Source organism: Nocardioides sp. YIM 152315 (genome assembly GCF_029210375.1).
Lineage (GTDB): Bacteria > Actinomycetota > Actinomycetes > Propionibacteriales > Nocardioidaceae > Nocardioides.
This window is the reverse complement of record NZ_JARGER010000047.1, coordinates 23,412-45,692: the sequence shown is the minus strand read 5'-3', so window position 1 is coordinate 45,692 and position 22,281 is coordinate 23,412. Positions and strand designations below refer to the sequence as shown.

Sequence of the window (22,281 nt, the reverse complement as noted above, 5' to 3'; positions counted from 1 at the left end):
GCGCTCGACGCGGGCCCCGAACCGATGTCCGTAGGTACGAGGAAGGAAGATCGATGAGCAAGACCTTCGAAGGCCGCAAGGTGATCGTGGTGGGCGGCAGCAGCGGGATCGGCCGCCGCACGGCGACCCACATCGTCGAGCACGGCGGCAGTGCGGTCGTCATCGGACGACGGCAGGACCGAGTGGACGAGACCGTCCAGGCGGCGGCCGACCAGGGCAAGACCTGGGGGATCACTGCCGACCTCTCGGACCGCACCCAGGTCGAGGACCTGCGCCGGCAGCTCGCCAGTGAGCACTCCGACGCCACGCTGCTGGTCAACGCCGCGGGTGTCTTCGTGCCCACGGGCTTCCTCGATCACGACGGGCGGGCCTACGACTCCTACCACGAGCTGAACCGCGCGATCTTCTTCCTCACGCAGACCGTCGCCGGCGCCATGGTCGCGGGCGGGAACGGCGGCTCGATCGTGAACATCGGGAGCATGTGGGCCCACCAGGCCATCAAGGCGACCCCGTCGAGCGCCTACTCGATGGCCAAGGCCGGTCTTCATGCGATGACGCACAACCTGGCCATGGAACTGGCGGACGCGTACATCCGGGTCAACGCCGTCGCTCCCGCGGTGGTGGCCACGCCGATCTACGAGGCCTTCGTCCCCGCCGACAAGATCCAGGAGACACTGGAGGGCTTCGACGCCTTCCATCCTCTGGGTCGCGTCGGTACGCCGCAGGATGTGGCCTCGACCATCTGCTTCCTCCTCTCGGACGACGCCGCCTGGATCACCGGCGCCATCGTGAACGTCGACGGCGGTGTGATGGCTGGCCGCAACTGACATGTGGCCAGGTGCTGTCGAGGGGCAGGGCGAGGCGCCTGTCCTGATCGTTCGGGACGGGCGCCTCGTCCCTCGTCGTCGGCTACATGCGCACTGTGCCTGCTGGTCACCACCGACCGGCGTCACATGTGACGGTCTCTGAATGCGGCCGCCGGCGTCGTGGGCGGGGCCGCTGGCGGCGCGCGTCTACGTGTGCGGACCCTCCGGTCTCGTCGGCCACGCCACCGACCTGCTTCGGGGACTTGGATACCCCGACGACTGCATCCGCACTGAAGATCTGAACCTACTGGAGCTGACCGATGACTTCCGATGTCTCGACCTCAACCACCAATCAATACACGGACCGACGACGCGCGGTCCTGGACGGAAGTGCAGCCGCCGGCGAGTTCGCTGGAGTTCTCGCAGGCGATCCCACGACCGTCACAGTTCGCTGCGGCTTCTGCGCTGCAACACAGCCATTCGGGCGACTGCGGGCCTATCGGGGCGGACCAGGGACAGTGCTGCGCTGCCGCGAGTGCGAGACGATGGTTGCCCGAGTGGCCCGGACGGCTCGGGGCACGTGGCTCGACATCTCGGGCTCGAGCTCGTGGTTGTTCCTTCCCACGCCCGACTCACCCTAGTAGGGGTCGCCACCGGTCTCGGGCTCCGGCTCAGCCTCGCCGGACCGGCATGGCGTCGGGGCACGGGATAGGACCGAACATGCCGCCCGAGACCACCGTTGACTGTTCGAGCGCGAAGGCTACTTCGGCTGAGTCGGTTCGAGATGGTCATGCGCGCTCCGCTCCGCGTCGACCGGCGGTCCAGCTCTGCGAAGCCGTCGGGAGCGCTGGATAGGGGATCCCCTGGGTTGCGGTGTAGCCGGGGCTCACTTCGGGTGCGCTTTGAATCGCAAGGGACCGGAGTCCGGGCCGACGCGTTCAAGCTCCCATCAACGCAGCGCCTCAGGTCAGCCCGCACCTTCTCTCGAGATTGCAGCTGTCGACAGGGGATGTCTCTCACGCTCAACCACGTCTGAGTCTTCCCGATGACCCACCAAGTGGCGTGCGTGGCGCTGCTGGGGCCGGCTCAGCGGCGCGAGGCGTAGACCCGCCGCACGATCTCCTCGACGTCCGGCTCCTCGATCGCCAGGTCGACGATCTCGGTCCGACCGGCGAGCGCGGCGAGGACCCGCGCCGCCGTCGTGGCGTCGGGGTCGAAGGCGAGTCGCTGACGCAGACCGTCGCCCTCGCTGCCGAGATGGCGCGTGTCCGGCACGTCGACGAGGTCGGGCGTGGGGGTGGCGAGGTCGACGACGAGCACCCGCTCGGCGCCGACCGTGCGGGAGAGGCCGGCCAGGGTGCCGTCGTAGACCAGCGAGCCGCGATCGACGAGCAGGATGCGGTCGCAGAGCCGCTCGACGTCGCCCATGTCGTGGGTGGTGAGCAGCAGCGTGGTGCCGTGCGTGCGTCGCTCGGCCACCAGGAACTCGCGCAGTCGCTGCTTCGAGAGCACGTCGAGTCCGATCGTCGGCTCGTCGAGGATCACCAGGCGCGGCGAGTGCAGCAGGGCCGCCGCCACCTCGGCGCGCATCCGCTGCCCCAGTGACAGCTGGCGCACCGGCGTCCCGAGGAACTCGCCGAGCTCGAGCCGGTCGACGAGCTCGTCGGTGCGGGTGCGCTCGGCGGCGGGGCCGAGGGAGTGGATCGAGGCCAGCAACCGCAGCGAGTCGCGGACCGGCAGGTCCCACCACAGTTGGGTGCGCTGCCCGAAGACGACTCCGACCTCGCGCGCCAGCCGGCGCCGGTCGGCGACCGGGCGCAGCCCGCACGTCGTGACCGTGCCGCGGGTGGGCACGAGGATGCCGGTGAGCATCTTGATCGTCGTCGACTTGCCGGCGCCGTTCGCACCGATGTAACCGACGGCCTCGCCGGGTTCGATGCGCAGGCTCAGCCGCTCGACCGCGACCACCGTGCGTCGGCGTACGCCGTCGCGGACCTTGAAGTCCCGGCCGAGGCCGTCGGTCTCGACGATCGTGTTCACCCGCCACCTCCTTGGTAGTGACGTACGCCGGCGCGCCAGGTCAGCAGCGCGAGCGCCCACGCCCAGAGGGCCGCGAGCGGAGCGCACCAGCCGAGCCAGCCGGGCATCCAGTCCGGCCCGGGCAGGCCGAGCAGCGTGACCACCGGCAGGTAGGCCGTGAACGCCATCGGGAAGAAGAAGCCGAAGACGACGACCAGCGGTCGGCCCCAGACCGAGGCCGGCTGGGTCGCGGCGTACCGCCCGCCGTAGACGAACGCGTTGGTCGCCTCGGCGCCGTCGACGAGGTAGAACTGGGCGCCCGCGGCCCAGACGAACATCGCCGCGAACGTCGCGACCCCGCTGACCAGCGACAGCACGACGAGCGCGACCGACCCCACGCTCCACGGCACGTCGTTCACCGCGAGCCCGACGCCGAGCGCGACGGCGCCCACGGCGGCGCGGGCCAGCCGGCGCAGGGAGATGTCGCTGGTGACCAGCTGGAGCAGGAGCGGCTGGGGGCGGAGGTAGAAGACGTCGAGGGTGCCGGCGCGCAGGTAGGTCGGCAGCGTGTCGCAGTGGCCGAAGGCCAGGTCGGCGAGCGAGAACGCCAGGTCGGCGAGGCCGAAGACCAGCACGACCGCGGCGAGGTCGAGGCCGCCGAGCTCGGTGACGGCGTGGAAGACCACCCACACCTCGGCCAGCTCGACGAGGCCGACCAGGACCGAGCTCGACAGGTCGAGCAGGAAGCTGGTGCGGTAGCTGCGCTGCGCGCGGATGCGCGAGCCGAGCACCGCCCGGTAGGGCGCGGTCAGGCCGGCCAGGTCACCCACCCTGCACCTCCAGTCGTCGTCGACCGGCCCGGGTCGCGAGCTGGCCGGCGGTGACCGTGACGGCGAGCCACAGCACCTGGAGCGCGACCAGGCCGACCGCGGCCGCACCGTCGACGCGGCCCGACAGCACGTCGACCGGATACATCATCATCGACGGGAAGGGCGTCACGGTCGCGACCACCCGCAGCCAGTCGGGGAACATCGCGATCGGCACGAAGAGGCCGGCCAGGAAGCCGGAGACGACCATGTAGAGGATCGCCACGCCGCGGGTCTCGAGGAGCCAGAACCCGCAGACGCCCACGAGGTAGACGGTGGTGGCGGAGACGACGATGCCGAGCAGCAGGCTGACCGCGCCGAGCGGATAGGCCCAGGGGTCGTCGGGAAGCGCCATGCCGACCAGCAGGGCACCGATCACCACCGACGGGACGCCGCGGGGGATCAGCGCGAACACCGCCCGGCCGACCTCGGTGGTGACGCTCGCGAGGTGCACGTCGAGCGGGCGCAGGAAGTCCACGGCGACGTCGCCGCTGCGGATCCGGTCGGCGATCTCGGTGCGGCCGTGGAGGTTGACCGAGCCGAGCATCCCCTGGGAGATCCAGATGTAGGTGCTCATCATCGCGACGTCGTACCCGGCGAGCTCCCCGCCCGACGTGCGCACCGCGGCGAAGAGCAGGGCGACCTTCAGCAGTCCGAACGTGGTGTTGGCGACCAGGCCACCGAGGGCCGCGAGCCGGTAGGTCGACTGGCGCCGGAACCCCGCGACGAAGAGCCGGAGGTAGGTGCGCACGATCACCGGAACATACCGGGTCTCGTTCGAATCTCGTCTCGGCATCGTGTATCTTGACGTCAAGAGATATGGCGTCGGCCTCCGCCCCGGAACTTAGGGGAGCCTTCCTTTTGTCGCGCTCGCGCGCGGCGGCAGGATGGAGGCGCGATCACACCGGGACGACGAGACATCAGGAGATGACGGCTGTGGCCAGTCAGAACAGCTTCGGTGCGAAGAGCACCCTGGACGTGGACGGCAAGTCCTACGAGATCTTCCGCCTCGACGCGGTCGAGGGCGAGGGCCTGGACGTCGCGAGCCTGCCGTTCAGCCTCAAGGTGCTGCTGGAGAACCTGCTCCGCACCGAGGACGGCGCCGACATCACCGAGGACCACATCCGCGCGCTCGCGGGCTGGGACTCGGACGCCGAGCCCGACAAGGAGATCCAGTTCACCCCGGCCCGCGTGGTGATGCAGGACTTCACCGGCGTCCCGTGCATCGTCGACCTCGCCACCATGCGCGAGGCGATGGCCGACCTCGGTGGGGACCCGTCCAAGATCAACCCGCTGGCGCCGGCCGAGCTCGTCATCGACCACTCGGTGATCGCCGACGTCTTCGGCACGCCGGAGGCCTTCGAGCGCAACGTCGAGATCGAGTACGAGCGCAACCGCGAGCGCTACCAGTTCCTGCGCTGGGGCCAGGGCGCGTTCGAGGACTTCAAGGTCGTCCCTCCGGGCACCGGCATCGTCCACCAGGTCAACATCGAGCACCTGGCCCGCACGGTCTTCACCCGTGAGGTGGACGGGGAGCTGCAGGCCTATCCCGACACGCTGGTCGGCACGGACTCGCACACCACGATGGTCAACGGTCTCGGCGTGGTCGGCTGGGGCGTCGGCGGCATCGAGGCCGAGGCCGCGATGCTCGGCCAGCCGGTGTCGATGCTGATCCCGCGCGTGGTCGGCTTCAAGCTGAGCGGCGAGCTGCCCGAGGGCGCGACCGCCACCGACCTCGTGCTGACGATCACCGAGATGCTGCGCCAGCACGGCGTGGTCGGCAAGTTCGTGGAGTTCTACGGCGACGGCGTGGGCGCCGTGCCGCTGGCCAACCGCGCCACGATCGGCAACATGAGCCCTGAGTACGGCTCCACGATCGCGATCTTCCCGATCGACACGGAGACCACCAAGTACCTCGAGCTCACCGGCCGGTCGAAGGAGCAGATCGCGCTGGTCGAGGCCTACGCCAAGGCCCAGGGCCTGTGGCACGACCCGAGCGCCGAGCCGCGCTACTCCGAGCGCCTGGAGCTCGACCTGTCGTCGATCGTGCCGTCGCTGGCCGGCCCGAAGCGGCCGCAGGACCGGGTCGAGCTCGCCTCCGCGAAGGCGTCCTTCCGCGGCGCGCTCAAGGCGTACGTCGACCACGAGGAGCCTGCGATCTCGGGCGCGTACGACGAGGCGCTCGAGGAGTCCTTCCCGGCCTCCGACGCCCCCGCGGCCCACGAGGACGTGCACGGCCAGACGCCGGGGCGCGACTACCTCTCGACCGCACCGAAGGACAACGGCCGCGCCAGCAACCCCGCGACCGTCACGCTGGAGGACGGCACGACGTTCGAGCTCGACCACGGCGCGGTCGCGATCGCGGCGATCACCTCGTGCACCAACACCTCCAACCCGTCGGTGATGATCGGCGCCGCGCTGCTCGCCAAGAAGGCGGTCGAGAAGGGTCTGCAGCGCAAGCCGTGGGTCAAGACCACGCTGGCGCCCGGCTCGAAGGTGGTCTCGGACTACTACGAGAAGTCCGGCCTCACGCCGTACCTCGACAAGCTCGGGTTCAACCTGGTCGGCTACGGCTGCACCACCTGCATCGGCAACTCCGGTCCGCTGATCCCCGAGGTCTCGACCGCCGTGAACGAGAACGACCTCGCGGTCGTCTCGGTGCTCTCGGGCAACCGCAACTTCGAGGGCCGGATCAACCCCGACGTGAAGATGAACTACCTCGCGTCGCCGCCGCTGGTCGTCGCCTACGCGCTGGCCGGATCGATGGACCTCGACCTGTTCGACGACCCGCTGGGCCAGGACACCGACGGCAACGACGTCTACATGAAGGACATCTGGCCGTCGCCGTCCGAGGTCGAGGAGGTCATCGCCCAGGCGATCAACTCCGACATGTTCGGCGAGAGCTACAAGGACGTCTTCGCGGGCGACGAGCAGTGGCAGTCGCTGCCCACGCCGGAGGGCAAGACCTTCGCGTGGGACGAGGACTCGACGTACGTCCGGAAGCCTCCGTACTTCGACGGCATGCCCGACGAGCCGGCGCCGGTCGCCGACATCGACGGCGCGCGGGTGCTGCTCAAGCTGGGTGACTCGGTCACGACCGACCACATCAGCCCGGCCGGCGCGATCAAGAAGGACTCGCCCGCGGGCAGGTACCTCGCCGAGCACGGCGTCGAGCAGCGCGACTTCAACTCCTACGGCTCGCGACGCGGCAACCACGAGGTGATGATCCGCGGCACGTTCGCGAACATCCGCCTGCGCAACCAGCTCGCGCCGGGCACCGAGGGTGGCTTCACCCGCGACTTCACGGGCGATGGTGGCGTGACCACCGTGTTCGAGGCCTCCGAGAAGTACCTCGAGGCCGGCACCCCGCTCGTGGTCCTCGCGGGCAAGGAGTACGGATCCGGCTCGTCGCGTGACTGGGCCGCCAAGGGCACCTCGCTGCTGGGCGTGAAGGCCGTCATCGCCGAGTCCTACGAGCGCATCCACCGCTCGAACCTGATCGGCATGGGTGTCATCCCGCTGCAGTTCCCCGAGGGCGAGAGCGCCGAGTCGCTGGGCCTGACCGGCGAGGAGGAGTTCTCGATCACCGGCATCACCGAGCTGAACGAGGGTCGCACCCCCCGGACGGTCAAGGTCCAGGCCGGCGGCGTGGAGTTCGACGCCGTCGTCCGCATCGACACCCCCGGCGAGGCCAACTACTACCGCAACGGCGGCATCATGCAGTACGTCCTGCGGAACCTCCGCCGGGCCTGATCCACCACGACGCTGACCCGCCCGAAACTTTCGGGCGGGTCAGCGTCGTTTCGGACCCAACCCTTCCGGTGGGCCGGCGCGTGGGTGAGGGTGTGACTGCTCTCCGGGAGGACCGATGATCACCCTGCTGCGCGACCGGCTCGCCGATCTGGCCGAGGACGCCCCCGTGGGTGGTCCCGACGCCACGCTGTGGGTGCGGGGCCGGAGGCTGTCCCGACGCCGGCGCACCGGAACCGCGGTCATCGTCGCCGTCGCGGTGCTGCTCCTGACCGCCCTCAGCACGCTGACGTGGCAGCGCTCGCAGCAGCCGCCGAGCCCGGCCGGGCCGCCCGGGTGGGCGACCGACGCGTTGCGGCTGCCGGATGAGTTCTTCGTGCCGGGCGCGCGCCTGGACGGCACGGACGACGCGGGGGAGATCGGGCCCCTTGCCGCCGTGCTGCGCGCGCCCCGGCACGGCGAGGGCCGAGGGCTGGCCGGGATCTCCGGCGAGACGGGCGACTACCGCTTCCTGGACCTCCCGGGCTGGGTGCAGGACGACCACGTCTCGCTCTCTGCCGACGGCGCCCGGGTCGCCTACTGGGACGACGAGGGGGTCGCGGTCTACGACACCGCCAGCGGCGCCGTCTCCTCGCACCCGGTCGCATCCGCTCCCGGCGCGGAGCCGGAGCCGCTGGTGCTGGTCGGCGACGAGCTGTGGTTCCAGCGCGGCGGTGCGGTGACGGCGTGGCGGATCGGAGGTGACGAGGTCCGCACCTGGCGGCCGGCCGAGGGCCCGGTGCCCTCGCTCGGGGCCGCGACCGGCGTCGGCACCACGCTCGTCGAAGGGGCCGGCCATCGGATGCGCCTGTGGTCCAGCGGCCGCGCGCGGCCCGAGGTGCACGAGACCCGCCGACCGGTCGGAGGCCGGATCGTGCCGGCACCCACGGGACGGGCGTACGTCGCCGTCGTCGACCGCGACGGACCGTCGACGGGCGACACCCGTCCGAGCGCGGTCACGATGCTGCTCGCCGCCGGCCCCGGCCGGCTGAGGACACCGCTGGTCCCCGGCTTGGAGACCAACGAGGTCGTCGGGTGGCGCGACGACACGACGTTCGTGACCTTCTCCGCCGACGACGCCGTCTTCTCCTCGGTCGCACTGGGGACCGGGTCGCCGAAGCCGCTCACCCGCCTCGGCGCGGACGTGGGCGACGTCGACCTCCAGGTGGCGGCGGACGCCTGGCGAGGTCGGGTCTACGAGGCGCAGCCGCCACCCGACCCGTGGGGGCCGTGGGTGGTGTCCGGCGCGGCCGGTGGCGTGGTCGTCCTCGGTGCGGTCGCCGTCGTGTGGTGGAGGCGCCGTGTCCGAGCGTGATCTCCGCGCCTCCTTCGAGGAGTACGTCGCCGCGCGCCGCGGCGCGCTGCTGCGCACGGCGTACCTCCTCACGGGCAACGCACACGACGCGGAGGACCTGGTCCAGACGGCGCTGCTCAACGTGGTGCCCAGGTGGGGTCAGATCGCCGCCAACCCCGAGCCGTACCTGCGGACGGTGCTCGCGCGGGAGAGCGTCAACCGCTGGCGCCGCCGCAGGTGGCGCGAGATCCACACCGACCGGCTCCCGGAGGCACCGACCGAAGGTCCGGGAGCCGATCGGGTGGCGTTAGGGGCGGCGCTGGCGCGGTTGGCGCCACGGCAGCGGGCGGTCGTGGTGCTGCGGTACTACGAGGACCTGACCGAGCGCGAGACCGCGCAGGTGCTCGGCATCTCGGTCGGCACCGTGAAGTCGCAGACCCACCACGCCCTGGCCAGGCTGCGCACGCTGGTGCCGGACCTGGGCCATGACCTGCGGCACGTCAGGGGCTGACATGGTCGTCCTCCTCGGACGGCACGAGCGAGAGCGCGGCGTCGGCGAAGCGGCCCGGGGCGCCCGTGGGGTCGAGCCGGCGGGCGACCGCCTTCGCCTCCGCTGACATCGTCATCGCCCGGCGCACGGCGCCGCGGAGCCGCTCGGGCGTGAGGCGCTTCGGGCGCAGGGTGACGCCGGCTCCGGCCTCGGTGACGCGCCGTGCGATCTCGGGTTGGTCGCGCCCGAACGGCACGACGACGGCGGGGACGCCGGCGCAGGCGGCCTTCGTCACGATGCCCATGCCTCCGTGGCAGACGACGGCGGCGGCACGCGGCAGCACGTGGCCGTGCGGCACGAAGCGCTCGACGCGGACGTTCCCGGAGGTCGTGAGCGCGGCGTCGTCGTACGCGTCGGCGAGCGTGATCAGCACCCGCACCGGTTCGTCCCGCAGGGCCTCGGCGGCGACCCGGGCGAGCCGTTCGTCGCCCTGGTAGTCGGTCGAGCAGGTCACCAGCACCCACGGGTCGCCGGGCTCGTCGAGGTACGGCGGGCGCTCGGCGGGCGGGTCCCACGGCTGGGTGCCGACGAGGTGGATGTTGGCCGGGAGGTCCGTGCGGGGGTACTCCAGGGGCTCCGCCGTCATCGCGATCGCGCGGCGCGGCGGGCGCCAGCTGTCGAGAGGGCTCGCGTACTCCCGGAGGCCTGCGTCGCGGCGCAGGTCGTTGAGGCCGGGCAGCATCGCCTTGGCGAACACGCGCTCCACCAGCTTCCAGACCACCGCGTCGCGGGCGCGCCCGAGGGGTCCGCCCATCGGCTTCATGCCGACGCCGTACGGCGGGACGCCGCGGCCCGGCACCGGGACGACCGAGGGCATCAGCGTCGCCCACGGCAGGCCGGAGGCCTCGGCGCGCACCTGGGCGCCGTACGCGTTGACGTCGACGAGCAGCACGTCGGGTCGCACCTCGGCGAGCGCGGCGAGCAGGTCGGGGCCGTCGTGGTCGCCGCGGGCGATCAGGTCGCCCTGCTCGAAGGCCGGACCGGACAGGACCTCCGGTATCACGGCAGTGGCGTCGACGCCCGCCTCGGTCAGCACCGGCACCAGCGACGGCATCGCGCGGACGTGCACGTCGTGACCGCGGCGCTGGAGCTCGAGCAGGCCCGGGACGAGCGGCAGCGTGTGGCCGACCGCCGGGGAGAGGTAGACGAGAAAGCGGGTCATGGAGGGGCTCCGTCGCGTCGTGGGAGTGGCGCTGGTGTTTTGATTAGTGTCCCGCTATATTGATTTGTGTCAAGCCCAATCTGAAAGGCGTGCCGTGGCACGACGGTATGAGATGTCCGGCCGTACGGCGGCGATGCGGCGCACCCGGGAGGCGATCCTCGACGCCGCGGTCGAGCTGTTCGGGCCGGCCTGGTTCGACGAGGTGACGCTCGCGGACGTCGCCACCGCTGCCGGCGTCTCCCAGCAGACCGTCGTCAACCACTTCGGCAGCAAGATCGGCCTCTACCTCGCCGGGGTCTCCGAGCGGTTCGTGCCCGAGGTCACCGCGCTGCGCGGCCAGACGGTGCCGGGCGACGTCGACTCGATCGTCGCCACGGTCCTGGAGGACTACGAGCAGTCGGGCGATGGCACCTACCGCATCCTCGTGCTCGCGGAGCGCGTCGCGGAGCTCCGCCAGCTCGTCGAGGGTGGTGGCCGGGCCCATCGCGCCTGGGTCGAGCACGTCTTCGCTCCTCAGCTCGAGGGACTCCGCGGCCGGCGCCGCGAACGGACCGTCGTCCTGCTCGCCGCCACGCTCGACGTGTCGATGTGGAAGCGGCTGCGCCGCGACGAGGCCCTGTCGGCCGACGAGACCGCGGCGCACCTGCGTGCGCTCGTCGACGGCGTGCTGGCTACCGTTGCGACATGATCGTCGCGTTCAGCATCTCCCCGACCATCGGTGACGAGACCGGCAGCGTGTCGGCGGCGGTCGCGGCCGCCGTCCGGGTCGTCAAGGAGTCCGGACTGCCCTACGAGCTGAACTCGATGTTCACCAACGTCGAGGGCGAGTGGGACGAGGTGATGGCCGTGGTGAAGCGGGCCGTCGACGTGGTCGCCGAGGTCTCCCCCCGCGTGGGGCTGTTGCTCAAGGCGGACATCCGACCGGGCTGGGAGGGGCAGCTCACCGCCAAGGTGCAGCGGGTCGAGCGGCTGCTCGCCGACAGATGAGCGGCACGCCGCCGCCGTATCTGCCCCCGCCGGGTCCGCCGCCCGCGGGCCCGCCCCCGACGTTCCTGGTCTCGTCCGGTCCACCGCCCCCGCGCCCCTCGCGCGGGCCGGTGATCGCTCTCGCGGCCATCGGCGTCGCGATCGTGACCTGCCTCGCGGTCGCCGTGCCGCTGCTCCTCACCGACGACGAGACGCCGGCCGACCTCGGCGCCGTGCGCGCCTACGACGACCTGCCGGTCGAGCACACGCGCGACGACGTCGACTACCCGCAGCGCCCGGCCGTCGGGGGCGAGCACGATCCGACCTGGCTCGACTGCGGCGTCTACGACGAGCCCGTGCGCGAGGAGAACGCCGTGCACGACCTCGAGCACGGCACCGTGTGGATCTCCTACGACCCCGACCTGGGCGCCGACGACGTCGAGCGGCTGGCCGACCAGCTGCCCCAGAACGGCATCCTGGCGCCGTACCCGGGGCTGTCCGCCCCGGTGGTCGCGACCGTCTGGGGACGACAGCTGGAGCTCGAGGGCGCCGACGACCCGCGCCTGCCGCTCTTCATCCGACGGTACGGCGGCGGCGAGACCGCGCCGGAGCCCTTCGCGTCGTGCGCCGGCGGAGTGTCCGACCCCGGCGGGACCGACTCTCCGGAGGAGCCCGGGACCAGCGTCTGACCGGTCCTGCAGGTCAGGCGGGCGGCGTGCGCTGCGCCTGGAGCTGGGTCTCGGTCTCGTCGAACCCGACGGACCGGTAGATCCGGATCGCGAGGTAGTCCGGATCGGCGACCATCACGAGCTCGCGTGCGCCGAGCTCGTCGAAGCCGTAGCGGCTCACCCGGTGCACCAGCGTCCCCGCCAGGCCGCGCCCGCGCGCGTCGGGGTGGGTCTTGACCTGCTGGAAGCGCGCCAGCCCCGGGCTCGCCGCGAAGAGACCCATCGAGGCCAGCAGCCGGTCCCCGACGAACGCACCCCACCACGCGCCCACGCCCCGGGCGCTGAGCGCGCGCTCGGACGCGGTCTTCGCGACGACGAAGTCGCGGCCGCTCACCTCGTGCTCGCCGGCGATCGAGAGCTCGAGCTGCTGGTGCCAGTCGTCGTCGCCGGCCAACGGCCGACAGGTGGCCTCCCGGTGGGGGTGGGGTGGCTCGTGCACGGACGTCGCGGTCATGACCGAGGACGCGTCCACCTCCAGCCCCGCCACCCGGAACGGCTCAAGGTCGTCGCGCCCCCCGGAGCCTCCGTCGACGCCGAACGCCAGGTGCCGGGATCGGGGGTACGTCGCGCCGAACCGATCGACCCACTCCGGCAGCTCCTCGGTCGTCGGGGCGTGGGGGAGCAGCAGGAAGTTGCCCCAGTAGTAGGTCGGGTTGTCCGGCGTCCGCACGGCGACGTAGGAGCCGTGGTCCTCGACCTCGCTGCCGGCCAGTCGCAGCAGCGCGAGATCGGTCCGGAAGGCCAGTGAGCGCACGTGCATGGAGCGACGCTACCGAGGCGTGACACGATCGTCGCCGTGGACAGCGAGACCCGCAGCTACCGGACCGGACGCGACGAGGTCGTGCTCGACCTCACCGACGACTGCCGAGCGTTCGTCGCCGGCCGGGGGGACGGCCTGCTCAACGTGTTCGTGCCGCACGCCACCGCGGGCATCGCGATCATCGAGACCGGTGCCGGCAGCGACGATGACCTTCTCGCCGCGCTCGGCGACCTGCTGCCGGCTGACGACCGGTGGCGGCACCGCCATGGCAGCCGCGGACACGGCCGGTCCCACGTGATGCCCGCGATCGTGCCGCCGCACGCCACGGTCCCCGTGCTCGACGGCCGGATGTCGCTCGGCACCTGGCAGAGCGTGTGCCTGGTGGACCTGAACGTCGACAACTCCGAGCGCGAGGTGCGCTTCTCGTTTGTCGGTGGCGCGTGAACGCCCGAGTCGAGATGGTGCACTACCCACCGCCGCCCCGGTCGGCCTGGCCGGCGGTGGGTTCTGCACCCTTTGCGTCCACCAGACGGTGCATCATCCACCGCCACCCCCGGTCCGCCTGCGCACCTCAGGGCAGCAGCAGCATCGAGTCGCCGAACTCGTGCCAGAGGTACGTCGGAGCGCCGCTCGCGGAGAGGTCCGCGTAGCCGCGGTCGACCAGGTCGCGGCCGGCCACCGCGGCGAGCAGGTGCAGGTGGGAGGCCTCGGGCTCGTGGAGACCGGTCAGCAGCCCGTCGACGACCCGGGCCGGACGAGAGGGGTCGAGGACCAGCGACGTCCAGCCCGCCGTGGGCACGACACGGCCGTCGGCGGTGGCGGCGGACTCGAGCGCCCGGACGACTGTGGTGCCCACGGCGACGACGCGGCGGCCGGCGGCCCGGGTCGAGGCGACGAGCCGGGCGGTCGCCGCCGGCACGGCGTACTCCTCCGGCTGCGGCGGCTCGTGCTTCTCCTGGCTGGCGACGCCGGTGTGCAGGACGACGGGCGCGACCACGACGCCGGCGGCCATCAGCCGCACCAGCAGGCGCTCGGTCAGCGGTCGGCCGGCGCTCGGCATCTCGGCGCTGCCGGGCTGGGACGCGTAGACGTTCTGCAGCGTGTCGAGGGGCCACGAGCCGTGGACGTAGCGGTAGCGGATCGGGCGCCCCCAGGCGTGCAGGTACGCCGTCCGGTCGACCGCCGGGGCCGGGACCGCCCGCCACAGGCGCGACTGGCCCGCCGGGTGCGCGGCGTCGACCCGCAACGTCAGCCCGCCCGGCAGGGTCAGAACCTCGCCCGGCACCGGCACCGCCGGACCGCTGTTGTCGGGCTGGCGCACCTCGATCACCCAGCTGCCGTCGTCGAGACCCGTGGACACGTGCACCCCGAAGCCGGCACCGTCGACGGCCGACGGCAGCGTCGCGCTCGTGTTGACCACCAGCAGGTCCCCCGGACGCAGGTGCTCGGGGAGCTGACGCGCCCGGGTGTGGGTCGTGCCGGTCGGCGTCACGACCGCGAGCCGCACGCCGTCCCGTCCGACCCCGCGTGCCTCGGGCGGGACCGTGGCCTCGTGGATCGTGACCGTCATGCCCGCACCGCCGTCACGGGTGTCAGGTCGGCGGCCCGGTAGCGACCGCTGGGAAGCTGGCCGGACACGAGGGCCATGAGGTGCGGTACGACGGTGGCGGGCTCCGGTCGGTCGGAGATGTCCTCCCCGGGGAACGCCGCCTGGTGCATCGCGGTCCGCAGGTCGCCGGGGTCGACGGCGTAGACGCGGAGCTGCGGCTCCTCGGCGGCGAGGACGCGCGTCGCGTGGTCGAGGGCCGCCTTCGCCGACCCGTAGCCGCCCCACGTCTCGTAGGCCTCGACCGACGCGTCGGACGTCACCGACACGATCCGGCCGCGCCGCTCGCGCAGCTGCGGGAGCAGCAGCCCGGCGAGGGCGACGGGGGCGACGACGTTCACCTCCAGGGTCCGCGCGTACGTCGAGGGGTCGAGGTCGGCGAGGCGGGGGAGCGGGCTCGCGCCGCCCGTCTCGAAGCCCAGGGTGCTGGCGTTGTTGACCAGCAGGTCGGCGCCGCCGAGGTCGGCCGCGGACGCGGCGAGGGCGCCGCGGTGCCAGGAGTCGGTGACGTCGCCGGGCACGGCGAGGTGCGGTCCGCCGGGCAGGCCTCCGACGGCCACGGCGAGGCGGTCGGCGTCGCGCGCGTCGGCGACGACGGACCAGCCCGCGTCGGCCAGTCCGTGGGCCAGCGCGAGGCCGAGCCCCTGGGATGCTCCGGTGATGACGGCGACAGGCATGTCGGGTGTCTCCTAGGGTCGAGTCGTCAGTTCGTCTCCAGAAGGCTGCAAGTTGAAGTGAACTTCAAGTCAAGCGTTCGTCCGGCGGAACCGGGTGAGACCCCCGCGGTGCACGCCGCCGTCGAAGCCGCGTTCGGTCCGGAGGAGGGTCCGACCGTGGCGCGGCTCGTCGGCGCCCTCGACGCCGCCGGCAGCACGCGCGCGAGCCTGGTGGCGGACCTGGACGGGCGGATCGTCGGACACGTCCAGCTCAACCGCTCGTGGCTCGATGCGCGGCGCTCGCTGGTCGACGTGCTCGTGCTCAGCCCGCTCTCGGTGCACCCCGACCACCAGGGCGAGGGGATCGGCGGACAGCTGCTCGACGCCGCCGTTGCCGAGGCGGAGCGGCTGGGAGCGCCCGCGGTGTTCCTCGAGGGCGACCCCGGCTACTACGCCGCCCGCGGGTGGTCCGCTGCCGGACCCCTCGGGTTCGTCAAGCCCTCGGCCCGGATCCCCGACCCGGCGTTCCAGGTCGTGCTGCTGCCGGCCCACCAGGACTGGATGCGGGGTGCGCTGGTCTACTGCGAGCCCTTCTGGGCGCTCGACTGCGTCGGGCTGCGCGACCCGCTGCTCGCCCGGCTCGAGGGCGCAGGCGCCACCGAAGATGGTCCGCCTGGATGACGCGGACTGCCTGCTGGCGCCCCTAGCGTCGGGCCATGAACAGCCGGCACGGTTCGGAGACCTTCTCCATCGAGGGCGAGGGTGTGGTCAACACCCAGCTCGGCGGCCGTCGCGGAGACGAGCCCGATCCGATCACGGAGCCGGAGGCGCGACCGGTCGCCCCCGCGGACGCCCGCACGGCAGCGGCGCCGTTCCGCTTCTCGCGCGTCGGCCCGAGGGGGCGCGCCGTACCCGAGCCGCTCAGCCTGGCGCTGGCGAAGGCGATGACCAAGGGCGGCGGTGGCCGTGGGGACGTCCCGGCGGGCTACACCTACCTCGGCCAGTTCATCGACCACGACCTGACCATGGACGCGACCGACGTCAGCCTGGGTGAGGACATCACGCCCGCCGAGCTGCTGCAGGGTCGGTCGCCGACGCTCGACCTCGACTCGCTCTACGGCGCGGGGCCGGCCAACGCGGGTTCGGCGAAGTTCTACGCGGCCGACGGCGAGCACTTGAGGACCGGCGACACGATCCGGATCGGTCCCGACCGCGAGAAGGCGGGCCACGACCTGCCGCGCGTCGGGACGGGCTCCCGCAGGGAGCGCCGCCGGGCCCTCATCCCGGATCCCCGCAACGACGAGAACCTGATCGTGGCGCAGACCCACCTCGCGATGATCCGGTTCCACAACCGCGTCGTCGACAAGCTCCCGGCGAGCGTGCCGGCCGCCCAGCGCTTCCGGCGGGCGCGCAAGACGGTGACGCTGCACTACCACTGGCTGATCCGCCACGACTACCTGCCGCGGATCGTCGACCCCGCGATCGTCGACGACGTCTTCGCCAACGGACGCAAGCTGGTCGACCCGGCACCCGCGCCCACCGAGATGCCGCGGATGCCCGTCGAGTTCTCGGTCGCCGCCTTCCGGCTGGGGCACAGCATGGTGCGGCCCGTCTACGACTGGAACCGGCGCTTCCCGAAGGGCATCGGATTCCTGGACTACATGTTCCAGTTCTCCGCGCTCGGCGGCGACCTCGGTGGCGAGGAACGCTTGCTGAGCAACTGGCTGGCCGACTGGCGGCGCATGTACGACTTCCCGGCGGGCGGACACCCGGCGCTGGCGCCTCCCGACGAGGTCAACATGGCGCAGCGGATCGACACGCTGCTGACCGATCCGCTGAAGAACCTGCCGCCGAGCACGTTCGGGGGCGGCGCGGGGATCCCGTTCGACGACCGGAGGCGCAACCTCGCCTTCCGCAACCTGGTGCGCTCCTCGATGCTCAGGCTCGCCAGCGGGCAGCAGATGGTCGACGCCCTGCGGGCGGCGGGCGTCGCCGTACCACCGCTGAGTCGGCGCCAGATCGTCCAGGGGTCCGGGGGAGCGAAGCTCGACGGGCTCACCGACCGCCAGAAGGACGCGCTCGTCGAGCGCACGCCGCTGTGGTTCTACGTGCTGCGCGAGGCGGAGACCGGCGACGGCCGGATGCGCCGCGTCGGCGGTCGCATCGTCGCCGAGACCTTCCACCGGGCGATGGAGGGGAGCCGGTTCTCGCTGCTGCGCAACCCCGGCTTCCACCCTGCCCACGGACGCGGCGACGCGTTCGAGATGACCGACCTCCTCTTCTTCGCCTTCGCGGGCAGGAGGGCCGGCATCAACCCCCTTGGTGGCGCCTGAGCGACTCCCGCGTGCCGCAACCGTCGATCGCCGTCCGTATGAGATGGTGTCCCGGTTTCGTACACGACGGGGGTGTGGGACGTGAGGCGTTGGCGGTACCGGCCGTTGCAGGCCGCCGCGGTGGCAGCGCTGGCCGCCCTGATGACCGCCTGCGCGGCGTTCGCACCGCTCTACTACCGGGCGATGCAACAGGCGCTCACCGACATCACGATCACCGACGCCCCGGTCGTCAGGTCGAGCCTGGTGCTGTCGTCGGCGCCCGGCGACGGCGCCTTCACGTCGGCACCTGTCCTCCCGCCCGAGGGCGTCGCGGCGTTCGTGCCACCGGACTACCGCGGCGACTTCCACGCGCCCGTCCTCGGCTACACGGCGAACGCGGTCGTCGTGCCGGTCACGCCGACCTCGTCATCCGGGGACCTGATCTGGCGTGACGGGATGTGCGACCACCTGACCTTCGCCGACGGGCGCTGTCCCGACGCTGCCGATGAGGTCGCGGTCAGCGAGGACGACCGGCGCGTCCTCGGGTACGACGTCGGGCAGCGCGTCATGGTGGCGGGCGCGACGGGGCCGAACGGCGCCGCGGCCCAGATCACCCTCGAGATCGTGGGCATCTACCACCAGGGCGGCGGCGACTACTGGTTCGGCCAGTCCCTGACCGGCCGGTCCGGGGCCGTCCAGGGTGCCGGCACGACGCCGGAGCACGACGTGTGGGTCGCTCCGCGGGAGCCGTTCGAGCAGGCGGCGGACGGGTTCGACGTGCGGGAGTCGAGCGCGGGCTACCTCCTCGACACCGAGGCGGTCGACGTCGACGACCTGATCGCGCTCGGCGCCGCCGTCGACGCGCTCGCCCACACCCGACCGGACGTCGGACAGGCACCACTGCGGGTCGTGTCCGACCTGCCCGGCCTCGCCTCGAGCGTGCAGGACCAGATCGACCAGTCGCGGGTGACCGTGCCCCTGCTGATGGCACAGCTGTGCCTCCTCGCGGTCGTGGTGCTGTGGCTGGTGCTGCTCGCCATCACCGAGCAGCGCCGACCGGAGGTGGCGATCGCGCGCCTGCGGGGCCGCGGCGGTCGCGGCGCCCGCCGGCTCCTGCTCGCCGAGCTGCTGCCGGTGACGCTCGCCGCCGTGCTGCCGGGCGCCGCGCTCGCCGTGCTCGCATCGTGGATCGCCCGGACGGCCGTCCTGCCCGGCAGCCCGCCGTTCGAGCTGGGCTGGTCGTTCGTGCTCGTCCTCGGCCTCGCCGTCCTGGTGCTGGTCGCGGTCACGCTGGCCGCGGTCGGTCGGGTCGCCCGCGAGCCGATCGAGCGGCTGCTGCGCCGGGTGCCCCCGCGCGCCGCGGGGTGGGCCCTCGGCGCGACCGACGCCGTCGTCATCGCGGGGTGCGGCGGCATCGTGGTCGTGTTCGCGACGGGCGGTCTGGACGGACCGATCGCGCTGGCCGCGCCGGGCCTCCTCGCGATCGTCGTCGGGCTGCTCCTCGCCCACCTGACGACGCCGACCGCGGCCGTGCTCGGCCGTCGACGGCTGCGCCGCGGTCGGCTGCGGGCCGGCGTCAGCCTGCTCGACGCCGCGCGCAGCCCGGCGACCCGCCGGATCGTCGCGATCGTCACGCTGGCGTCGGCGCTCGCGGTGTTCTCCGCCGACGCGCTCGTGGTCGGTCAGCGCAACCGCGCGGCGGCTTCGGAGCAGACCGCGGGTGCGCCCCGCGTCGCCGAGCTCCGGGGCAACGACCTGCTCGCCATCCGCGCCGCCCTGGCGGAGGTCGACCCCGACGGCACGACCGTGACGCCGGTCGTGCGGGTGAGCCCGCCCGGCGACGGCGCCGTCGACACGGTGGCCGTCGTGCCCGACGGCTTCTCGCAGGTCGCGCTCTTCCCGGGGGGTGCGCCGTCCTCGGACCTGTGGGACAAGCTCGCGCCTCCGGACGCCGAGCCCATCGTCCTCACCGGCGACTCGTTCGCCGTCGACCTCGTCGACTCGAGCCTGTCCTCGCAGCGGCAGGACGGCAAGGACCACCCGGTCACCGTGGGCCTCGACCTCGTCACGCCGCGTGGAGAGACCCTGCACACCACGGTCGGCCAGATGCCGAAGGGCACGCGCACGGCGTCGTTCTCCCACCAGGTCAGCTGCACGGACGGCTGCAAGATCAGCGGCGTCTGGGTGAGCAGCCTGCCGGGCGCGTCGATCCACGGGGCCGTCACCCTGCGCAACCTCACGGGAGGCGACGAGGCCGTCGGGATCGGGCCCGCGGACCGGTGGACGCCGTTCGCGGACCGCTCCGTCGGCACCGTGGAGCCGCACTCGACCTCGGCCGACCACCTCACCGTCGAGGTGGACTCCGCCAGCGCGACCGTGCTGACCATGCAGCAGAACTGGCTGCCGACCACCGTCCCCACGCTGGTGTCCGGGCCGCTGCCCCCGGGCAACGAGCGCAACCGCTTCGCGATGGCCGGCCTCGACGGCGAGGCCCAGCCCGCGGCGCGGGTCGGCCAACTGGCCCGGGTCCCGGCGTCGTCGGCCAACACCATCGTGGGCAATCTCGACACGCTCGAGCGCGGCCGCTCGGTGCTGGCCACCGACCGGCTCGAGGTCTGGTTCGACAGCGACGACCAGGAGCTCTACGACCGGGTCGAGGACGCGCTCGCCGAGCAAGGCGTGCAGATCGCGACGACGCGGACCCTCGGCGAGGTACGCCGTACCTACGACGACTCGGCCGCGGCGTGGAGCCTGCAGCTCGCGGCCCTGGTCGGCGCCGTCGCGATCCTGATCGCCCTGCTGGTGCTCGTCGTCAGCGCAGCCAGCAGCTGGCGCCTGCGCACCCGCGACCTCGCCGCGCTGCGGATGACCGGCGTGCCTCCCCGGTCGATGCGTTCGATGGCGGTGGCCTCCCAGCTGCCCGCGGTCGTCGTCGGCGTGGTCGCCGGTGGGCTGTCGGGTCTCGTCGGCGCCCAGCTCGCGATGTCGATCGTGCCGCTCTTCGCGACGGCTCCGGAGGTGTCGACCCTCGACCTCGACACGGCCTGGCCGGCCGTGCTGTCCGCCGCCGCGGCCGCGCTCGTGGTCCTCGCGTCCGGCAGCATCCTCATCGGGCGGGCGCTGGCCGCCCGGGCAGACCTGCGACGCCTCCGGGAGACGGTGTGAGTGCACCAGTGACGATCGCGCCGGCGACGGGCGGCCTGCGGGTCAGCACGCAGCGCCTCGTGCACATCTACCGGTCCGAGGGACACGAGGTGGCCGCCCTGTCGGGTGTCGACCTCGACGTGGCCGCGGGGGAGATGGTCGGGCTGCTCGGTCCGTCCGGCGCCGGCAAGTCGACGCTGCTGAGCCTGCTCGCCGGCGTCTTCCGTCCCAGCGCGGGCAAGGTCTTCGTCGGCCAGGTCGAGCTCTCGGCCGCCACGGGGCGCCGGCTCGACGAGCTGCGCGCGCTCGACGTCTCGCTGATGCTCCAGGGCGCCGGTCGCAACCTGCTGCCCTACTTCACCCCGCTGGAGAACGTCCGGTTCGCCCAGGACGTCGCCCGCAAGGCCGGCAAGGAGCTCCCGGACCCGGACGAGGTGCTCGGCGGCGTCGGGCTGGGCACGGCGGAGGGCGGTGAGGCGCACCGACCGCTCTCGGAGCTCAGCCCCGGACACCTGCAGCTGGCCGCGCTGGCGGTGGCGATGGCGCCGCGGCCCGGGCTGCTGCTCGCCGACGAGCCCACCAGCCAGCTCGAGCACAGCGCCCGCGACCTGGTGCTGGAGCGGATGGCCGCGCTGAACAGGGAGCTCGGCACGACCGTCGTGCTGGTCACCCACGACCCCGACGTCGCCGCGTTCCTGCCCCGCACGATCACGATCCGCGACGGTCGCGTCGGCGGCGAGGGGCGCAGCGGCGAGGAGTACGCCGTGGTGACCCCCGACGGGTTCCTCCCGCTGCCGCTGCACGTCCGTGACGAGCTGCTGCCGGGCACCCTCGTGCGCTTCCACCTGCTCGAGGACGGGAGCTACACGCTGATCCGGGAGAGGGGTGAGACCGATGGATGAGCTCGTCGCGCGCGGCCTCGAGGTCCGGTACGGCGCCGGCGAGGCCCAGGTGGTCGCCCTGCGGGGGGTGGACCTGATGGTGCAGCCGGGTCAGCTGCTCGCGGTCACGGGTCCGTCCGGCGCCGGCAAGTCCACGCTGCTGTGGGCGCTCGCGGGCGCGCTGCGCCCCGACGCCGGCGAGGTCAGCGTCGCCGGCACCGTGCTCACCGACCGGGCGCAGGCGGCGTCCCTCGGCGTGGTCGTGGTGCCGCAGGGCAACGGGCTGGCGTCGTCGCTGACCGCCGCGGAGAACGTCGTCGTCCCCCTGCTCAGCGGTGGAGTCGCGGCCGACGAGGCCGCTCGACGGACCGACCACGCGCTCGCGCTCGTCGGCCTCGAGGAGTCCGGCAACCACCTGATCGAGGAGCTCTCCGGCGGCCAGCAGCAGCGCGTCGCGCTCGCGCGGGCCTTCGCGGCGCAGGCGGGCGTGCTGCTCGCCGACGAGCCGACGAGTGACCTCGACGCCGCCAACCGCGAACGCGTGATGGCCGCGCTGCGCGCCGAGGCCCAGCGCGGTGCGGCGGTCGTGATGGCCACGCACGACCCCGAGGCCGCCGAGCAGACCGACGGCGAGCTGCACCTCGACGAGGGCGTCGCCACCTGGCGGCGGCCGCTCGCCAGGCCCGTCCACGGCTGACCCCGGCCGTCCGCAGGCTGGTCCGGCCGCCAGCGGTGGGATTCG

20 protein-coding genes are annotated in these 22,281 nt (G+C 72.8%); 13 read left to right on the top strand and 7 right to left on the bottom strand.

Going from position 1 to position 22,281, the window contains the following annotated elements; translation table 11 throughout:
- Nucleotides 1–53 precede the first annotated feature (53 nt).
- Entirely contained in the window at nucleotides 54–827 is a 774-nt protein-coding gene (locus PZ894_RS22335; RefSeq protein WP_275748182.1) for an SDR family oxidoreductase, read from the top strand.
- Between the two features lie 1,065 nt (nucleotides 828–1,892).
- On the opposite strand, the gene PZ894_RS22330 is transcribed toward PZ894_RS22335, so the two are convergent.
- From PZ894_RS22330 to PZ894_RS22320, 3 genes are read right to left on the bottom strand one after another with little or no spacing between them, the layout of a single operon-like run.
- Entirely contained in the window at nucleotides 1,893–2,846 is a 954-nt protein-coding gene (locus PZ894_RS22330; RefSeq protein ID WP_275748181.1) for an ATP-binding cassette domain-containing protein, read from the bottom strand.
- On the bottom strand, nucleotides 2,843–3,655 hold the full coding sequence (locus tag PZ894_RS22325) for an ABC-2 family transporter protein (RefSeq protein WP_275748179.1): 813 nt from the start codon (nucleotides 3,653–3,655) through the stop codon (nucleotides 2,843–2,845). Before PZ894_RS22325 ends, PZ894_RS22330 begins: the two co-directional genes overlap by 4 nt.
- A complete protein-coding gene (locus tag PZ894_RS22320; RefSeq protein ID WP_275748177.1) occupies nucleotides 3,648–4,442 on the bottom strand; it encodes an ABC-2 family transporter protein in 795 nt (264 codons plus the stop codon). Before PZ894_RS22320 ends, PZ894_RS22325 begins: the two co-directional genes overlap by 8 nt.
- 176 nt (nucleotides 4,443–4,618) lie before the next feature.
- Between PZ894_RS22320 and PZ894_RS22315 the strand changes: the two genes are divergently transcribed.
- The 3 genes from PZ894_RS22315 (at nucleotide 4,619) to PZ894_RS22305 (ending at nucleotide 9,285) form a co-directional block, all read left to right on the top strand.
- Nucleotides 4,619–7,444: an aconitate hydratase gene (locus tag PZ894_RS22315; RefSeq protein WP_275748176.1), complete on the top strand. Its 2,826-nt coding sequence runs from the start codon at nucleotides 4,619–4,621 to the stop codon at nucleotides 7,442–7,444.
- Between the two features lie 115 nt (nucleotides 7,445–7,559).
- On the top strand, nucleotides 7,560–8,795 hold the full coding sequence (locus PZ894_RS22310) for a hypothetical protein (protein WP_275748175.1): 1,236 nt from the start codon (nucleotides 7,560–7,562) through the stop codon (nucleotides 8,793–8,795).
- A complete protein-coding gene (locus PZ894_RS22305; RefSeq protein ID WP_275748174.1) occupies nucleotides 8,782–9,285 on the top strand; it encodes a SigE family RNA polymerase sigma factor in 504 nt (167 codons plus the stop codon). Before PZ894_RS22310 ends, PZ894_RS22305 begins: the two co-directional genes overlap by 14 nt.
- Here PZ894_RS22305 and PZ894_RS22300 read toward each other — a convergent pair.
- Nucleotides 9,275–10,486 carry a glycosyltransferase gene (locus PZ894_RS22300; RefSeq protein ID WP_275748173.1) on the bottom strand — a complete coding sequence of 404 codons (1,212 nt, stop codon included), beginning with the start codon at nucleotides 10,484–10,486 and terminating at the stop codon, nucleotides 9,275–9,277. The genes PZ894_RS22305 and PZ894_RS22300 overlap by 11 nt on opposite strands.
- Before the next feature lie 94 nt (nucleotides 10,487–10,580).
- Here PZ894_RS22300 and PZ894_RS22295 point away from each other — a divergent pair, with 94 nt between their 5' ends.
- The 3 genes from PZ894_RS22295 to PZ894_RS22285 all read left to right on the top strand — a co-directional run bounded on the left by PZ894_RS22295 (nucleotide 10,581) and on the right by PZ894_RS22285 (nucleotide 12,141).
- A complete protein-coding gene (locus tag PZ894_RS22295; protein WP_275748172.1) occupies nucleotides 10,581–11,174 on the top strand; it encodes a TetR/AcrR family transcriptional regulator in 594 nt (197 codons plus the stop codon).
- On the top strand, nucleotides 11,171–11,473 hold the full coding sequence (locus PZ894_RS22290; protein WP_275748171.1) for an MTH1187 family thiamine-binding protein: 303 nt from the start codon (nucleotides 11,171–11,173) through the stop codon (nucleotides 11,471–11,473). The genes PZ894_RS22295 and PZ894_RS22290 overlap by 4 nt, the downstream gene beginning before the upstream one ends.
- A 110-nt stretch (nucleotides 11,474–11,583) precedes the next feature.
- Complete coding sequence (locus PZ894_RS22285; RefSeq protein WP_275748170.1) at nucleotides 11,584–12,141, top strand: DUF3105 domain-containing protein; 558 nt, start codon at nucleotides 11,584–11,586, stop codon at nucleotides 12,139–12,141.
- Between the two features lie 13 nt (nucleotides 12,142–12,154).
- Here PZ894_RS22285 and PZ894_RS22280 read toward each other — a convergent pair whose 3' ends face one another.
- A complete protein-coding gene (locus PZ894_RS22280) occupies nucleotides 12,155–12,940 on the bottom strand; it encodes a GNAT family N-acetyltransferase (RefSeq protein ID WP_275748169.1) in 786 nt (261 codons plus the stop codon).
- 36 nt (nucleotides 12,941–12,976) lie between these two features.
- Between PZ894_RS22280 and PZ894_RS22275 the strand changes: the two genes are divergently transcribed.
- Complete coding sequence (locus PZ894_RS22275) at nucleotides 12,977–13,384, top strand: secondary thiamine-phosphate synthase enzyme YjbQ (RefSeq protein ID WP_275748167.1); 408 nt, start codon at nucleotides 12,977–12,979, stop codon at nucleotides 13,382–13,384.
- 127 nt (nucleotides 13,385–13,511) lie between these two features.
- Here PZ894_RS22275 and PZ894_RS22270 read toward each other — a convergent pair whose 3' ends face one another.
- On the bottom strand, nucleotides 13,512–14,510 hold the full coding sequence (locus tag PZ894_RS22270) for an S-adenosylmethionine:tRNA ribosyltransferase-isomerase (RefSeq protein WP_275748166.1): 999 nt from the start codon (nucleotides 14,508–14,510) through the stop codon (nucleotides 13,512–13,514).
- Nucleotides 14,507–15,223 (bottom strand): SDR family oxidoreductase, encoded by a 717-nt coding sequence (locus tag PZ894_RS22265; RefSeq protein ID WP_275748165.1) that lies wholly within the window; start codon nucleotides 15,221–15,223, stop codon nucleotides 14,507–14,509. Before PZ894_RS22265 ends, PZ894_RS22270 begins: the two co-directional genes overlap by 4 nt.
- On the opposite strand from PZ894_RS22265, the gene PZ894_RS22260 reads away from it, so the two are divergent.
- From PZ894_RS22260 to PZ894_RS22240, 5 genes are all read left to right on the top strand, one after another.
- Nucleotides 15,167–15,883 carry an N-acetyltransferase gene (locus PZ894_RS22260; protein ID WP_345799166.1) on the top strand — a complete coding sequence of 239 codons (717 nt, stop codon included), beginning with the start codon at nucleotides 15,167–15,169 and terminating at the stop codon, nucleotides 15,881–15,883. The genes PZ894_RS22265 and PZ894_RS22260 overlap by 57 nt on opposite strands.
- Nucleotides 15,884–15,918: 35 nt before the next feature.
- Nucleotides 15,919–17,535 carry a heme peroxidase family protein gene (locus tag PZ894_RS22255; RefSeq protein WP_275748162.1) on the top strand — a complete coding sequence of 539 codons (1,617 nt, stop codon included), beginning with the start codon at nucleotides 15,919–15,921 and terminating at the stop codon, nucleotides 17,533–17,535.
- 81 nt (nucleotides 17,536–17,616) lie between these two features.
- Entirely contained in the window at nucleotides 17,617–20,679 is a 3,063-nt protein-coding gene (locus PZ894_RS22250) for an FtsX-like permease family protein (protein ID WP_275748160.1), read from the top strand.
- Nucleotides 20,676–21,560, top strand: a complete 885-nt coding sequence (locus PZ894_RS22245) for an ATP-binding cassette domain-containing protein (RefSeq protein WP_275748158.1) — start codon at nucleotides 20,676–20,678, stop codon at nucleotides 21,558–21,560. The genes PZ894_RS22250 and PZ894_RS22245 overlap by 4 nt, the downstream gene beginning before the upstream one ends.
- Entirely contained in the window at nucleotides 21,553–22,236 is a 684-nt protein-coding gene (locus PZ894_RS22240; RefSeq protein WP_275748157.1) for an ATP-binding cassette domain-containing protein, read from the top strand. The genes PZ894_RS22245 and PZ894_RS22240 overlap by 8 nt, the downstream gene beginning before the upstream one ends.
- Nucleotides 22,237–22,281 lie beyond the last annotated feature (45 nt).

Excerpts from the sequence above, each read along its gene's own strand:
- PZ894_RS22240 (WP_275748157.1), top strand. The coding sequence starts at position 21,553 with ATGGATGAGCTCGTCGCGCGCGGCCTCGAGGTCCGGTACGGCGCCGGC.
- PZ894_RS22270 (WP_275748166.1), bottom strand. The coding sequence starts at position 14,510 with ATGACGGTCACGATCCACGAGGCCACGGTCCCGCCCGAGGCACGCGGG.
- PZ894_RS22335 (WP_275748182.1), top strand. The coding sequence starts at position 54 with ATGAGCAAGACCTTCGAAGGCCGCAAGGTGATCGTGGTGGGCGGCAGC.
- PZ894_RS22280 (WP_275748169.1), bottom strand. The coding sequence starts at position 12,940 with ATGCACGTGCGCTCACTGGCCTTCCGGACCGATCTCGCGCTGCTGCGA.
- PZ894_RS22310 (WP_275748175.1), top strand. The coding sequence starts at position 7,560 with ATGATCACCCTGCTGCGCGACCGGCTCGCCGATCTGGCCGAGGACGCC.
- PZ894_RS22300 (WP_275748173.1), bottom strand. The coding sequence starts at position 10,486 with ATGACCCGCTTTCTCGTCTACCTCTCCCCGGCGGTCGGCCACACGCTG.
- PZ894_RS22290 (WP_275748171.1), top strand. The coding sequence starts at position 11,171 with ATGATCGTCGCGTTCAGCATCTCCCCGACCATCGGTGACGAGACCGGC.
- PZ894_RS22255 (WP_275748162.1), top strand. The coding sequence starts at position 15,919 with ATGAACAGCCGGCACGGTTCGGAGACCTTCTCCATCGAGGGCGAGGGT.
- PZ894_RS22315 (WP_275748176.1), top strand. The coding sequence starts at position 4,619 with ATGACGGCTGTGGCCAGTCAGAACAGCTTCGGTGCGAAGAGCACCCTG.
- PZ894_RS22265 (WP_275748165.1), bottom strand. The coding sequence starts at position 15,223 with ATGCCTGTCGCCGTCATCACCGGAGCATCCCAGGGGCTCGGCCTCGCG.